Raw genomic sequence first — 13,082 nt, forward strand, 5'->3', positions numbered from 1 at the left:
ATGCCGGTGCTGGTGGTGACGGGCACGAACACCGAGGTGGGCAAGACCGTGGTGACGGCCGCGGTCGCCGCGACGGCGCTGGCGGGCGGCCGTTCGGTGGCGGTGCTCAAGGCCGCGCAGACGGGCGTGGGCCCGGACGAGCCCGGGGACGCGGCGGAGGTCGCGCGGCTCGCCGGACCGGTCACACCGGCCGAGCTGGCCCGCTATCCCGAGCCGCTGGCGCCCGGCACGGCGGCCCGCCGGGCGGGCCGGGCGCCCGTGCACCCGCACGAGATCGCCGAAGGAGCCGCCAAGCTGGCCACCGAGCACGACCTGGTGCTGGTGGAGGGCGCGGGCGGTCTGCTGGTCCGGTTCGACGCGGCCGGCGGGACGCTGGCGGACGCGGCGGACCTGCTGCGCGCGCCGGTCCTGGTGGTGGCCTCCGCCGCACTGGGCACCCTCAACGTCACGGAGCTGACGGTCCGGGAACTGCGCGGGCGCGGACTGGAGCCGGTGGGGGTGGTGATCGGGAGCTGGCCGGCGGACCCCGGTCTGGCGGAACGCTGCAACCTGCTGGACCTGCCGGACGTCACCGGCGTCCCGCTGCTGGGCGCCGTCCCCGAGGGCGCGGGGCGCCTGGACCCGGCCGTCTTCCGGGCGGCCGCACCGCACTGGCTCGCGCCCCGGCTCGAGGGCACCTGGGACGCGGAGGCGTTCCGCACGCGCGCGGCGCCGGCCCGCACACGGTGATTCGCCGGGCGGGCCGACGGGGAGAATCGCCGTAGGCCCGACCCGGGGAGGTCCCCATGCAGGTGCGGTCCCCCCGCTCCGCGCAGGCGGTGCGGGATCCCGTGCACCACCCCGTCTTCGCCCGCTGCTACGCCCGCTGCAGCGCCGCCGCCGAGAGCCGCGGGATGGCGGACGTACGGCGCGGGCTGCTCCGCGGCCTGTCCGGGCGGGTGATCGAGGTCGGCGCGGGCAACGGCCTGAACTTCGCCCACTATCCGGGCACCGTCTCGGAGGTCGTCGCCATGGAGCCGGAGCGGGCACTGCGCGCGCTGGCCGTGGAGGCGGCGCTGCGGGCGGGGATGCCGGTGGACGTGGCGCCCGGGGTGGCGGAGGCGCTGCCCGTCAAGAGCGAGGCGTTCGACGCGGCGGTGCTGTCGCTGGTGCTGTGCAGCGTGCGGGACGTGCGGCGGGCGCTCGCGGAGGTGCGGCGCGTGCTGCGGCCCGGTGGCGAGGTGCGGTTCTTCGAGCACGGCGCGGGCGGCGGGCGGGTCATGCACGCGACCCAGCGGGCGCTGGACCGCACGGTGTGGCCGCCGCTGGCGGGCGGCTGCCATCTGTCCCGCGACCCGGTCGGGGCGCTGCGCGGGGCGGGCTTCGAGCTGGGCCCCTACCGGCGCATGACGATCCCCGAGAAGGGGCCCGCGCTGCCGCAGTCGTTCTGCGTCATCGGCACCGCGTGGCGGCCCCTCGCCGGTGCGGGGGCCGACGGCGGGTGATCAGGCGCACCAGCGGCGCAGTTCGGCCGCGATGGCGTCGACGTCCGCGTCGCCCGTCTTGACCAGGCGGGCCAGGTCGCGCACCTGCTCGGGCGAGGTGACGACCTTCAGCCCGCTGGCGACCAGGTAGGCGTACGCGACGGCGGAGGCGAAGAGCGCGTTGGAGCGTTCCAGCGCGGGAACGTGGATCAGCAGCTGGAGCAGCGCGGCGGCGCGGCTGTGCGGGGTGCCGTAGACGGGGACGTCGAATATCTCGGCGTCATGACGGGCGACGGCGGCGACGAGGGCACCCCAGTCGGTGACCTGGGGGTCGCCGGGGGTCTGCCGCTCGGCGAGCATGAGCAGCCAGGCGAGGTCGATGCGTACGTGGTCCAAGGGTCAGCGGTGGCCTTCGCGCGCGCCCTCGCGGTCCCTGCCGAACTCCTCGGCGAAGACGCTCTCGTACTGCTTCATGAAGTCGGCGGCGGCCTCGACGAAGGCGCGTCCGGACTCGCCGGTGTCCTGCCGGACCAGTTCCTCGATGTAGCGGTTGACGCTGATGCCTCGCGCCAGGGCGCGCTCCCGGGCCGCGCGGGCGGTGTCCTCGTCCACGCGCACGTTCAGCCGAGTCTTCGCCATGCCTCGAAGCTAGCGCCGGGACGCCAGCAGCGGCAAGGGAGCCGGCGCGCGAGCCCATGTGTCCCTTACATCGGAGTCCGGGACCAGACCCGGGACGGAGACGGTCCGGCACTCACGGGGGATGTTCCGGGCGCACCGGGCGGCCTTACCGTCGGCGCGACATGCTCGACCCGGTTGTTCGCACCGAGGAGGCCGCCTTGTCCACACCCGCTGCGGAGCACGCCCCGGGCCTCGCGTCGGCCGACGGGACCGCGGCCCGCGCCCGCGGTCTGACCAAGGCGTACGGCTCGGGCGAGACGGCGGTGACCGCCCTCGACTCGGTGGACGTGGACGTCGCGCGCGGGCGCTTCACCGCGGTGATGGGACCGTCGGGCTCCGGGAAGTCCACGCTGATGCACTGTCTGGCCGGGCTGGACACCGTCTCGGCCGGCCAGGTGTGGCTCGGCGGCACCGAGATCACCGGGCTGAAGGACCGTGAGCTGACCCGGCTGCGGCGGGATCGCGTCGGGTTCATGTTCCAGTCGTTCAACCTGATCCCCACGCTGAACGCGCGGGAGAACATCACCCTGCCCATGGACATCGCCGGGCGGAAGCCCGACGAGGAGTGGCTGGACCGGGTCATCGACACGCTCGGTTTGCGCGACCGGCTGAAGCACCGGCCCGCGCAACTGTCGGGCGGCCAGCAGCAGCGGGTGGCCTGCGCGCGTGCCCTGGCCTCCCGGCCCGAGCTGATCTTCGCCGACGAGCCGACCGGCAACCTCGACTCGCGGGCCGGCCTCGAGGTGCTGGGCTTCCTGCGGGAGGCGGTGGACCGGCTGGGCCAGACGGTGGTCATGGTCACCCACGACCCCGGCGCCGCCGCCCACTCCGACCTGGTCCTGTTCCTCGCGGACGGCCGCATCGTGGACGAGATGCGACGGCCCACGGCGGAGTCGGTCCTGGAACGGATGAAGCGGTTCGACGTCGTGCGCGCGGCGACGGAGCCGGACGCGTCCGGTGGCGGCGTCGCGTCGCCGGACGGCGAGGAGGACTGACGCCGCGCTGGAGGCCACCCCGCGCGGCTTCCTCGCGCACCCGCCACGCTGACGGCCGGGGCCGGGCCCCGGTCGGCGGGTCGTCGGTGGCCGGCGCCTCGATGTCGCGGTCCTCCGACGAGATGTCGCGGTCCTCCGGCGAGCGGACCGACAAGACGCCGGGCGCGGACTGCGTCGTCCGGAACGCCGCCTTCAGGCCGTTCCCGCCGGAGATCACCCGGCGCCGCGGGCGTCGCGGACGAACGTGCCGGAGGCCGCCGCCCATGAGCGCGCCCCGCGCGCGGTCCCTTCGCGCGGCCGGTCCGCATCGTGGAAATCCGTGCTCACGGCCGGTCCGCCGTGCTGGAATCGGGCGCATGAGTGAACTGCCGGGCGCACCGCGGACCCGGGCCGCCGGCCCCGACGACCTCGACGCGGTGCTGGCCTTCTGGAAGACGTCCGCCGAGGGCACGAGCATCAGCGACGACCGGGACGGCGTGGAGCGGCTGGTCGCCCGCGACCCCGAGGCGCTGATCCTCGCCGAGCGGGACGGCGAGCTGGTCGGCACGGTGATCGCCGGCTTCGACGGGTGGCGCTGCCACCTGTACCGCCTGGCGGTGCACCCGGAGCACCGCCGCCAGGGGATCGCCACGGCGCTGCTGACCGCCGCCGAGGAGCGGTTCGTGACGCTCGGCGGGCGCCGCGCGGACGCGATGGTGCTGCAGCGCAACGAGACCGCCCATCATGCGTGGGCCGCGGCGGGGTATGCGCCGGAGGAACGGTGGCGGCGCTGGGTGAAGCCCCTGACCGGGTGATCCACGGCCCGCCGACCGGACTTTGCCCATCCTTTACCCGGTGGGGGCCACTCGGTCCCCCATGAAAGGTTGTGTCTCCGCCCGTGGGCCCGCCTCCGGTTGCCGACATCGCGCGTCCGATTCCGTCCTGTCCGACGATGGGACGGAGGTGACCCGATGACCGAAGTGCTCCTCCTGCTGGCGGCGATCCTGCTGTCGCTCCTGTGCGGGGTGTTCGTGGCCGCCGAGTTCTCCCTGACCACGGTCGAGCGCTCCGACCTGGAGCGGGCGGTGGAGCGCGGCGAGCGCGGCGCGGCCGGCGCGCTCAAGGCCGTCCGCAGCCTGACCTTCCAGCTCTCCGGGGCGCAGCTCGGCATCACCGTCACCAACCTGGTGGTCGGCATGCTGGCCGAGCCGTCGATCGCCGCGCTGATCACGGGCCCGCTGCGGGACATCGGCGTCTCCGGCCCGGTGGCGCGCTCGCTGGCGCTGGTGATCGGCACGGGCCTGTCGACGGTGTTCCTGATGGTGGTCGGCGAGCTGGTGCCGAAGAACTGGGCGATCTCCTCGCCGCTGGCGATCGCCAAACGGGCGGGCAACGCGCAGCGCTGGTTCAGCGCCGCGTTCCGCCCGTTCATCACCCATCTGAACGACTCGGCCAACCGGATGGTGCGCCGCATCGGGCTGGAGCCGGCCGAGGAGCTGGAGTCCGCGCGCAGCCCGCAGGAGCTGGCCGCGCTGGCCCGGCACTCCGCCAAGGAGGGCGCCCTGGAGCCGGACACCGCGGAGCTGTTCGTCCGCACGCTGAACCTCGCCGACCTGACCGCGGAGAACGTGATGACGCCCCGCGTCCAGGTCATCGCCCTGGAGGAGAGCGCGACCTGCGAGGACGTGGCGAACGTGACCCGGGCGACCGGGCTGTCCCGGTTCCCCGTCTACCGCGGGACGCTGGACTCGGTCGTCGGCACGGCGCACGTCAAGGACGTGCTCGCGCTGCCCGCCGGGCGCCGCCCCGAGGTGCCCGTGTCGGAGCTGATGCGCGAACCGCTGCTGGTGCCCGGGTCGCTCACCGTCGACCGGCTGCTGGACCGGCTGTCCGGCCGCCGCACCATGGCCGTCGTCATCGACGAGTACGGCGGCACGGCGGGGGTGGCCACCCTGGAGGACATCGTGGAGGAGGTCGTCGGCGAGGTCATCGACGAGCACGACCCGCACGAGACGCCCGACCTGGCCCGCACCGGCACCGACGAGGCGGGCCGCGAGCTGTTCTCCGCCGACGGCTCCGCACGGCTGGACCAGCTGGCGCGGGTCGGGCTGCGCGCCCCCGAGGGGCCGTACGAGACGCTGGCCGGGCTGGTGGCCGCCGAGCTGGGCCGGATCCCGGAGGCCGGTGACGCCGTCGAGGTGGCCGGCTGGCGGCTGGAGGTCGCGGACGCCTCCGGCCGCCGCGCGGCGCGCGTGCTGCTGCGCGCGCCCCGCGACGACGACGCCCGGACCGCACGGCCGGACGGTGACGGATCCGCGTCCGCCGGCCTCCACGACGACCCGGGAGCCCGCCGATGACCGCCGTGCAACTGCTGATCGGCCTGGCCACCCTGGTCGCCAACGCCTTCTTCGTCGGCGCGGAGTTCGCCCTGATCTCGGTGCGCCGCAGCCAGATCGAGCCGCACGCCGACGAGGGCGACCGGCGCGCCAGGCGGGTGCTGTGGGGCCTGGAGCACGTGTCCCAGCTGATGGCGGCCGCGCAGCTGGGCATCACGTTGTGCACCCTGGTCCTCGGCATCGTCGCCGAGCCGGCCATCGCCCACCTGCTGGAACCGGTGTTCCACGCGGTGGGCTTCCCCGAGGGCGCCGGACACGCGGTGTCCTTCGTGATCGCGCTGACCCTCGCCACGTACCTGCACATGCTGTTCGGGGAGATGGTGCCGAAGAACATCGCGCTCGCGGAGCCGGTGCGCAGCGCGCTGATGCTGGGTCCGCCGCTGGTGGCGCTGTCCCGCGCGCTGCGCCCGGTGATCTTCACCGTGAACGCCTTCGCGAACACGCTGCTGCGGCTGTTGCGGGTGGAGACGCGGGACGAGGTGGCCGCGTCCTTCTCGGACGCCGAGCTGGCGCAGATCGTGAAGGACTCCGGCGAGGCGGGTCTGATCGACGACCGGGCCCGTGAGCGGCTGAACGACGCGCTGGAGCTGGGCCGGCGTCCGGTGCGGGACGTGGTGATGCCGCTGGAGCGGGTGGTCTACGCGCGCCTGGGCGTCACGCCGGAGGAGCTGGAGCGGCTCGCGGCGGAGTCCGGGTTCTCGCGGTTCCCGGTGGTGGACGAGCAACGGCGGATCGTCGGCTATCTGCACGTCAAGGACGCCCTGGACGCCTCGCCGCGGGACATGCCGTTCCGGCTGCGGGACATGCGGCCCATCGCCCGGATCCGGGAGAGCACGCCGATGGACGACGTGCTCACCGCGATGCGGGGCAGCCGGACGCACCTGGCGGCCGTGCTCGGGACGGACGGGCGGCTGGCGGGGCTGGTGACGATGGAGGACGTGCTGCGGGAGCTGTTCGGGCAGCGGGCCTGAGCGGTTCCCCCGGACGCGGGAAGCCGGCTGCCGGGGCGCGGAGCCGGCTTCTCCGGGCTCGCGGGAGTCGGCCATCCGGATGTGCGGGAGCCGGTTCTTCCGGACGTGCGGGAGCCGGCTTCTCCGGGCTCGCGGGAGTCGGCCATCCGGATGTGCGGGAGCCGGTTCTTCCGGACGTGCGGGAGCCGGCTTCTCCGGGCTCGCGGGAGTCGGCCATCCGGATGTGCGGGAGCCGGTTCTTCCGGACGTGCGGGAGCCGGCCTTCCCCGCGGCCGGCAAGGCGACCGACCGGCGGGTATGTGCCAGGGGCTACCATTTCTGTCGCCATGCAGACGAACCCCACTCCCAGCGCCCCCGCCCACACCAGCCTCGTCGCCCTGGGCGACTCCTTCACCGAAGGCATGTCGGACCTGCTGCCCGACGGCACCTACCGCGGCTGGGCGGACCTGCTCGCCGCCCGGATGGCGGCCGCGGTGCCCGGTTTCCGGTACGCCAACCTCGCGGTGCGCGGCAAGCTGATCCAGCAGATCGTCGACGAGCAGGTGGACCGGGCGGCCGCCATGGGAGCCGACGTGATCACCCTGGTCGGCGGCCTCAACGACACCCTGCGCCCCAAGTGCGACATGGGGCGGGTGCGGGACCTGCTCACCGAGGCCGTGGAGCGGCTGGCCCCGAACTGCAAGCAGCTCGTGCTGATGCGCAGCCCCGGCCGCCAGGGACCGGTGCTGGAGCGTTTCCGCCCTCGCATGGAGGCGCTGTTCGCGGTCGTCGACGAGCTCGCCGCGCGGCACGACGCGCTGGTGGTCGACCTGTACGGGGCGCCCGCGCTCGGCGACCCCCGGCTGTGGGACGTGGACCGGCTGCACCTCACCGCCGAGGGGCACCGCAGGGTCGCGGAGGCGGTGTGGCAGACGCTCGGCCACCCGGCGGAGGACCCCGAGTGGCACCTGCCCCCGGAGGCGGCGCTGCCGCCGCACTGGGTGGCGCGGCGGGTCGCGGACGCCCGGTTCGCCCGGCAGCACCTGCTGCCGTGGATCGGCCGTCGGCTCACCGGCCGCTCCTCGGGCGACGGCCTGCCGCCCAAGCGTCCGGAGCTGCTGCCGTACGAGACGGCGTAGCCGCCCCCTTGTACGTTCCTCCAGGTCACCCCGTGGCGCGGGCCTGCACGAACCGCCAGTAGACTCCCTGCACGTGACTGCTGCGCCCGCCAAGCCCCGTATCCCGAACGTCCTCGCCGGACGCTACGCCTCCGCCGAGCTCGCCACGCTCTGGTCGCCCGAGCAGAAGGTGAGGCTCGAGCGGCAGCTCTGGCTCGCCGTGCTGCGGGCCCAGAAGGACCTCGGGATCGACGTGCCCGACGCGGCGATCGCCGACTACGAGCGCGTCCTCGACACCGTCGACTTGGCCTCGGTCGCCGAGCGCGAGAAGGTCACCCGCCACGACGTGAAGGCGCGGATCGAGGAGTTTAACGACCTCGCCGGGCACGAGCACGTGCACAAGGGCATGACCTCCCGCGACCTCACCGAGAACGTCGAGCAGTTGCAGGTCCGGCTGTCGCTGGAGCTGATGCGGGACCGCACGGTGGCCGTGCTGGCCCGCCTCGGCAAGCTCGCCGGGGAGTACGGCGAGCTGGTCATGGCCGGCCGCTCGCACAACGTGGCCGCGCAGGCCACCACCCTCGGCAAGCGGTTCGCTACCGCCGCCGACGAGCTGCTGGTGGCGTACGGGCGGCTGGAGGAGCTGCTGGGCCGCTACCCGCTGCGCGGCGTCAAGGGCCCGGTCGGCACCGCGCAGGACATGCTGGACCTGCTCGGCGGGGACGCCGCCAAGCTGGCCGAGCTGGAGCGGCGGATCGCCGGCCACCTGGGCTTCTCCCAGGCGTTCACCAGCGTCGGCCAGGTCTACCCGCGCTCCCTGGACTACGAGGTCGTCACCGCGCTGGTGCAGCTGGCCGCCGCGCCGTCCTCGCTGGCGAAGACGATCCGGCTGATGGCGGGGCACGAGCTGGTCACCGAGGGCTTCAAGCCCGGCCAGGTCGGCTCGTCCGCGATGCCGCACAAGATGAACACGCGCTCCTGCGAGCGGGTCAACGGCCTGATGGTCGTCCTGCGCGGCTACGCCTCGATGACCGGTGAGCTGGCGGGCGACCAGTGGAACGAGGGCGACGTGTCCTGCTCGGTGGTGCGCCGGGTCGCGCTGCCGGACGCCTTCTTCGCGCTCGACGGCCTGCTGGAGACGTTCCTGACCGTGCTCGACGAGTTCGGCGCCTTCCCGGCGGTCGTGTCCCGCGAGCTGGACCGCTACCTGCCGTTCCTCGCCACCACCAAGGTGCTCATGGGCGCGGTCCGCGCGGGCGTCGGACGTGAGGTCGCCCACGAGGCGATCAAGGAGAACGCCGTGGCCACCGCGCTCGCCATGCGGGAGCAGGGCGCCGAGCGCAACGACCTGCTCGACAAGCTCGCCGCCGACGGGCGGCTGCCGTTGGACCGCGCCGGACTGGAGGCGCTGATGGCGGACAAGCTGTCCTTCACCGGCGCCGCGAGCGACCAGGTCGCCACCGTGGTCGCCCGGATCGAGGAGATCGTGAAGCAGCGCCCGGAGGCCGCCGGCTACACCCCCGGGGCGATCCTCTGAGGCGCTTCACCCGGGAGGAACTGGAGGCCGCCCGCGACCGCCTCGTGCCGGACCTGGTCGCGGACGGCCTGCGGGTGCTGTTCTGCGGCATCAACCCGGGCCTGACGACGGCCGCGACGGGCCACCACTTCGCCCGCCCCGGCAACCGCTTCTGGCCCGCCCTGCACCGCTCCGGTTTCACCCCGCGCCAGCTGCCGCCGTCGGAGCAGCACGAACTGCTGTCGTACGGGCTCGGCATCACCAACGTGGTGGCGCGGGCGACCGCGCGGGCCGACGAGCTGACCGCCGAGGAGTACCGGGAGGGCGGGCGGGAGCTCGCGGCGAAGGTGGCCCGGCTGCGTCCGCGCTGGCTGGCCGTGCTGGGCGTGACCGCGTACCGCGTGGCGTTCGACGACCGCACGGCGAAGGTCGGACCGCAGGCGCGGACGATCGGCGGGTCCCGGGTGTGGGTGCTGCCCAATCCCAGCGGGCTGAACGCGCACTGGACGCCGACGACGCTCGCGGAGGAGTTCGCGCGGCTGCGGGAGGCGGCGGAGCAGGAGTGACGGTCCCTCGGGGAAGGGGTCGTCTCCTGGGGAGGGGGCCGTCACCGTGCCCCCCGGCCGGCGGCCGCACCGCGTCGCCCGCGTCCCGGCCGGCGACCGCGACCGCGACCCGGCGGCCGGTCCCCCGCACCTCCCACAGCCGGGCGACGCCCGCGTGGTGACCGAGTCGGGCTCACGGCTCGGACATCCCCTCCCGCGCCGTGCGCGGGTCGTAGAGGCCGGTGCCGCCCCAGCGGGGGGCGAGCCGTTCGCGCACCGCGTCGCGGGCCTTCCCGAACCGGTCCACCGTCGCCGCCCGGCTCGCCGGACCGGGGTCCGGGCGGCCGCCGGACTCCGGCACGGCGACGTGGTGGCCCGGTCTCGGGAGGCCGGCGTCCGACGGGCCGTGCTCCGCCGGGAAGGGACGGAGGCACAGCTCGTCGACGAGGACGATGCGCCGGGCGGGGTTCACGACTCCGGCAGACCCGCCGCCACCGACCGCGGCGGCGGATCGTCCGGTGGCCTCTCAGGCGTCGTACCGCCGCAGCCGCCACGCCCCGGCCAGCAGGGCGGCGGCCGTCCAGCACGCGGTGACGGCGAGTCCCGTCCAGGGGCCGAGCGTTCCGTCGGACACGCTGTGCAGCACCGCCTGGCCGGCGCGGTCCGGCAGGAAGTCGACGACGGTGCCGAGCGCGTCGCCGATCACGAAGGACACGATCAGGATGAACGGGATCAGCACCGACAGGGTGGCCACCCCGCTGCGCAGCAGCGTCGCCAGTCCGGCCGCGAACAGGGCCATGAGCGTGAGGTAGACGGCGCCGCCGAGCACGCCGCGGACCTGGTCGGCCGTGCTCAGGCCGTCGGCCGCGTCGCCGAGTCCGGCCAGGCCCGCGAGGAGCGCCGCCAGGGACGTCACCAGGGACGTCACCAGGACGACGACGGCGACGGCGGCCGCCTTGGCGGCGAACCACAGGCCGCGACGCGGCACCGCCGTCAGCGACAGCCGCACGGCGGCGCCCTCGCGGTACTCCGCCGACACGGCCAGGGAGCCGAAGGCGATGGCGGCGATCTGCCCCAGGGTGGTGCCGGACAGGGCGGTGAACAGCGGGTCGGCGCCGGGGTCCTCGGGGTCCATGCCGGCCAGCGCGGAGAACGCGGTGGTCACCGCGAACAGCACGAACAGGGTCGCGAGCAGCGAGCGGACCGTACGGATCTTGAGCCACTCGGAGCGGAACACGGGGGCGAACGGCACGGTCAGGCCTCCTGGGGCTGGGCGGCGAAGTCGGTCTCGGCGGCGGTCAGATCCAGATAGGCCTGCTCCAGGGTGCCCTCGTCGGCGGTGAGTTCGAGGAGCGGCACCCCCTCGGCGGAGGTAAGGCGTCCGATGTCGTCCACGCGCGCGTCGGGCACGGTCCAGTGGCCGTCGGGGTGGCGTACGGCCTGGTGGCCGTGGCGGGCCAGGGCGCGCTCCAGCGCGTCCGGGTCGGAGCTGCGCACCCGTACGGCGGGCCGCACGCGCGCGTCGATGAACTCCCGCATGGAGGTGTCGGCGAGCAACCGGCCCCGGCCGAGGACGACGAGGTGGTCGGCGAACACGGCGGTCTCGTTCATCAGGTGACTGGACACCAGCACGGTCCGCCCCTCGTCCGCGAGCCGGCGCAGCAGGCCGCGGATCCACACGATGCCCTCCGGGTCGAGGCCGTTGGACGGCTCGTCGAGCATCACCACCTCCGGGTCCCCGAGCAGCGCGGCGGCGATGCCGAGCCGCTGCCGCATGCCGAGCGAGTACGTCCGCACCCGGCGGCGGGCCGCCGGACCCAGCCCGGTCTCCTCCAGCACCTCGTCCACCCGGCGGTCCGGGATGCGATGGGTCGCCGCCAGGACGCGCAGGTGGTCGCGGCCGGTGCGGGCCCCGTGCGCGGCGCCGGGGTCGAGCAACGCGCCCATCCTTCGCAGGGGTTCGCGCAGGCTCGCGTACGGCCGGCCGCCGAGGGTGGCCGAGCCGGAGGTGGGGTGGTCCAGGCCGAGCACCAGGCGCATGGTGGTGGACTTGCCCGCGCCGTTGGGGCCCAGGAATCCGGTGACGCGGCCCGGGGGCACGGTGAAGGTGAGGTCGTCGACGGCTCGTCCGGTGCCGTACTCCTTGGTGAGGTCGCGGACGTCGATGCTGGTCATGACCCCAGCGTGGCCGCCGCACGGGGGTGCGGTCCTCCCCCGGGCGCGGGGACCGTCTCCCCCGTGCGGGGGAGGCGGCCCTCCCGGGGCGCTGGCACGATGGCGCGGTGATCCGTTTGCTGCGCCCGCTGCGGAACGGGGCGACGTACACCCGCTTGCTGCATCTGTGGGTGCCGGCGCTGCCGTTCAGCGTGTGGGTCCTCGTCCACCCGAGCACACCGTGGGCGCCGACCCTCGTGCTGGTCCCGCTGGGGCTGGTCGCCGTGGTGCGCAAGGGCGAGGGCGTGCAGGCCCGGTTGCTGCTCACCCCCGGCGAGGCGGACCCGGGGATCTCCGAGGAGCCGTCGGCCTGCTGGCAGGACCGGGCGCGCACCTCGCTGTGGATGCTGGTGCGCATCCTCCTGTCCACGGCGACGGGCATCGTCACGGTGTGGCTGCCCCTGCTGGCCTTCTCCCTGGCACAACTGGCCGCCGGCACGGTGCCCGCCGGGGTGCCGGTGCTGGAGGACGCCCCGCACCACTGGGCCTACGCCCTGCTCGTCCCGCTCCCCCTCGTGCTGCTGTACGCGGCACTCGTGGGCATCGGAACGCTCGTCACGGCCGCCGCGCGCCGTCTGCTCGGCCCCTCGCCCGCCGAACGGCTCGCCGCGCTGGAGGCGAGGACGGAGCAGTTGCTGGAGCGCACCCGCATCGCGCGCGAGCTGCACGACTCCATCGGGCACGCGCTGACCGTGGCCGTCGTGCAGGCGGGGGCCGCCCGCGCGGCGTCCAGCCCGGAGTTCACCGAACGCGCCCTGACGGCCATCGAGGAGACCGGCCGGGCCGCCCTGGAGGACCTGGAGCGGGTGCTCGGCGTGCTGCGCGAGTCGGAACGGCCCACGAGCGCCCGGCCGACGCTCACCGACGCCGACCGGCTGCTGGAGTCCGCGCGGGCCTCCGGGGCGGTGGTCGACGCCGAGGTCACCGGGCCGCTGGAGACCCTGCCGGGCCCTGTCTCCCGCGAGGGTTACCGCATCCTCCAGGAGGCGCTGACCAACGTGCTCAGACACGCGGGCGCGGTGCCGGCCCGGGTCCGGGTGGCGACCGCGGACGGCCTGCTCACCCTGGAGGTGCGCAACCCGTTGCCCGACGACCGGCCCGCCCCCGGCCGCGGCAGCGGGCTGCGCGGGATACGGGAGCGGGCGGCGCTGCTGGGCGGGCGGGCGCGCACCGGCCCGGACGGCGCCGGCGACTGGCGGGTGCGGGTCGAACTGCCCCTGGGCTGATC

Annotated in this window: 15 protein-coding genes; 10 read left to right on the forward strand and 5 right to left on the reverse strand. The window is 74.9% G+C overall.

The features are described 5' to 3' along the window. Window positions 1–729, forward strand: a complete 729-nt coding sequence (gene bioD, locus ACWH4W_RS25835) for a dethiobiotin synthase (RefSeq protein ID WP_473078244.1) — start codon at window positions 1–3, stop codon at window positions 727–729. A 56-nt stretch (window positions 730–785) separates the two neighbouring features. Beyond that, window positions 786–1,484, forward strand: a complete 699-nt coding sequence (locus ACWH4W_RS25840) for a class I SAM-dependent methyltransferase (protein ID WP_473078245.1) — start codon at window positions 786–788, stop codon at window positions 1,482–1,484. On the opposite strand, the gene ACWH4W_RS25845 is transcribed toward ACWH4W_RS25840, so the two are convergent. After that, complete coding sequence (locus tag ACWH4W_RS25845; protein WP_473078246.1) at window positions 1,485–1,859, reverse strand: fic family toxin-antitoxin system, toxin component; 375 nt, start codon at window positions 1,857–1,859, stop codon at window positions 1,485–1,487. Window positions 1,860–1,862: 3 nt separating this feature from the next. Continuing rightward, the gene (locus ACWH4W_RS25850; RefSeq protein WP_473078247.1) at window positions 1,863–2,102 is read right to left on the reverse strand and encodes a toxin-antitoxin system HicB family antitoxin; all 240 of its coding nucleotides are present in this window, start codon (window positions 2,100–2,102) and stop codon (window positions 1,863–1,865) included. 197 nt (window positions 2,103–2,299) lie between these two features. Here ACWH4W_RS25850 and ACWH4W_RS25855 point away from each other — a divergent pair, with 197 nt between their 5' ends. The 7 genes from ACWH4W_RS25855 to mug all read left to right on the forward strand — a co-directional run bounded on the left by ACWH4W_RS25855 (window position 2,300) and on the right by mug (window position 9,661). Then, window positions 2,300–3,136 (forward strand): ABC transporter ATP-binding protein, encoded by an 837-nt coding sequence (locus ACWH4W_RS25855; protein ID WP_473078248.1) that lies wholly within the window; start codon window positions 2,300–2,302, stop codon window positions 3,134–3,136. A 356-nt stretch (window positions 3,137–3,492) separates the two neighbouring features. Next, window positions 3,493–3,930 carry a GNAT family N-acetyltransferase gene (locus tag ACWH4W_RS25860; protein ID WP_473078249.1) on the forward strand — a complete coding sequence of 146 codons (438 nt, stop codon included), beginning with the start codon at window positions 3,493–3,495 and terminating at the stop codon, window positions 3,928–3,930. Between the two features lie 156 nt (window positions 3,931–4,086). Beyond that, a complete protein-coding gene (locus ACWH4W_RS25865) occupies window positions 4,087–5,472 on the forward strand; it encodes a hemolysin family protein (RefSeq protein ID WP_473078250.1) in 1,386 nt (461 codons plus the stop codon). After that, entirely contained in the window at window positions 5,469–6,482 is a 1,014-nt protein-coding gene (locus tag ACWH4W_RS25870) for a hemolysin family protein (RefSeq protein WP_473078251.1), read from the forward strand. Before ACWH4W_RS25865 ends, ACWH4W_RS25870 begins: the two co-directional genes overlap by 4 nt. 326 nt (window positions 6,483–6,808) lie before the next feature. Next, window positions 6,809–7,600: an SGNH/GDSL hydrolase family protein gene (locus tag ACWH4W_RS25875; RefSeq protein ID WP_473078252.1), complete on the forward strand. Its 792-nt coding sequence runs from the start codon at window positions 6,809–6,811 to the stop codon at window positions 7,598–7,600. A gap of 73 nt (window positions 7,601–7,673) precedes the next feature. Beyond that, window positions 7,674–9,116, forward strand: a complete 1,443-nt coding sequence (gene purB, locus ACWH4W_RS25880) for an adenylosuccinate lyase (RefSeq protein WP_473078253.1) — start codon at window positions 7,674–7,676, stop codon at window positions 9,114–9,116. A 44-nt stretch (window positions 9,117–9,160) separates the two neighbouring features. Continuing rightward, window positions 9,161–9,661, forward strand: coding sequence for a G/U mismatch-specific DNA glycosylase (gene mug, locus ACWH4W_RS25885; RefSeq protein WP_473078254.1), 501 nt, complete (start codon window positions 9,161–9,163; stop codon window positions 9,659–9,661). A 172-nt stretch (window positions 9,662–9,833) separates the two neighbouring features. On the opposite strand, the gene ACWH4W_RS25890 is transcribed toward mug, so the two are convergent. The 3 genes from ACWH4W_RS25890 to ACWH4W_RS25900 are packed head-to-tail and all read right to left on the reverse strand — an operon-like array spanning window position 9,834 to window position 11,815. Beyond that, on the reverse strand, window positions 9,834–10,112 hold the full coding sequence (locus tag ACWH4W_RS25890) for a hypothetical protein (RefSeq protein ID WP_473078255.1): 279 nt from the start codon (window positions 10,110–10,112) through the stop codon (window positions 9,834–9,836). Window positions 10,113–10,166: 54 nt separating this feature from the next. Beyond that, a complete protein-coding gene (locus ACWH4W_RS25895; protein ID WP_473078256.1) occupies window positions 10,167–10,892 on the reverse strand; it encodes an ABC transporter permease in 726 nt (241 codons plus the stop codon). Window positions 10,893–10,894: 2 nt separating this feature from the next. Next, window positions 10,895–11,815, reverse strand: coding sequence for an ABC transporter ATP-binding protein (locus ACWH4W_RS25900; RefSeq protein WP_473078257.1), 921 nt, complete (start codon window positions 11,813–11,815; stop codon window positions 10,895–10,897). Window positions 11,816–11,922: 107 nt separating this feature from the next. Between ACWH4W_RS25900 and ACWH4W_RS25905 the strand changes: the two genes are divergently transcribed. Beyond that, window positions 11,923–13,080: a sensor histidine kinase gene (locus tag ACWH4W_RS25905; RefSeq protein WP_473078258.1), complete on the forward strand. Its 1,158-nt coding sequence runs from the start codon at window positions 11,923–11,925 to the stop codon at window positions 13,078–13,080. Window positions 13,081–13,082 lie beyond the last annotated feature (2 nt).

The sequence above is a fragment of the Streptomyces sp. DSM 120436 genome (genome assembly GCF_055778765.1).

Bases quoted from the DNA above. Each gene is read 5' to 3' on its own strand.
- bioD (WP_473078244.1), top strand. From the start codon at position 1: ATGCCGGTGCTGGTGGTGACGGGCACGAACACCGAGGTGGGCAAGACC.
- ACWH4W_RS25840 (WP_473078245.1), top strand. From the start codon at position 786: ATGCAGGTGCGGTCCCCCCGCTCCGCGCAGGCGGTGCGGGATCCCGTG.
- ACWH4W_RS25850 (WP_473078247.1), bottom strand. From the start codon at position 2,102: ATGGCGAAGACTCGGCTGAACGTGCGCGTGGACGAGGACACCGCCCGC.
- ACWH4W_RS25860 (WP_473078249.1), top strand. From the start codon at position 3,493: ATGAGTGAACTGCCGGGCGCACCGCGGACCCGGGCCGCCGGCCCCGAC.
- ACWH4W_RS25865 (WP_473078250.1), top strand. From the start codon at position 4,087: ATGACCGAAGTGCTCCTCCTGCTGGCGGCGATCCTGCTGTCGCTCCTG.
- ACWH4W_RS25870 (WP_473078251.1), top strand. From the start codon at position 5,469: ATGACCGCCGTGCAACTGCTGATCGGCCTGGCCACCCTGGTCGCCAAC.
- ACWH4W_RS25875 (WP_473078252.1), top strand. From the start codon at position 6,809: ATGCAGACGAACCCCACTCCCAGCGCCCCCGCCCACACCAGCCTCGTC.
- ACWH4W_RS25900 (WP_473078257.1), bottom strand. From the start codon at position 11,815: ATGACCAGCATCGACGTCCGCGACCTCACCAAGGAGTACGGCACCGGA.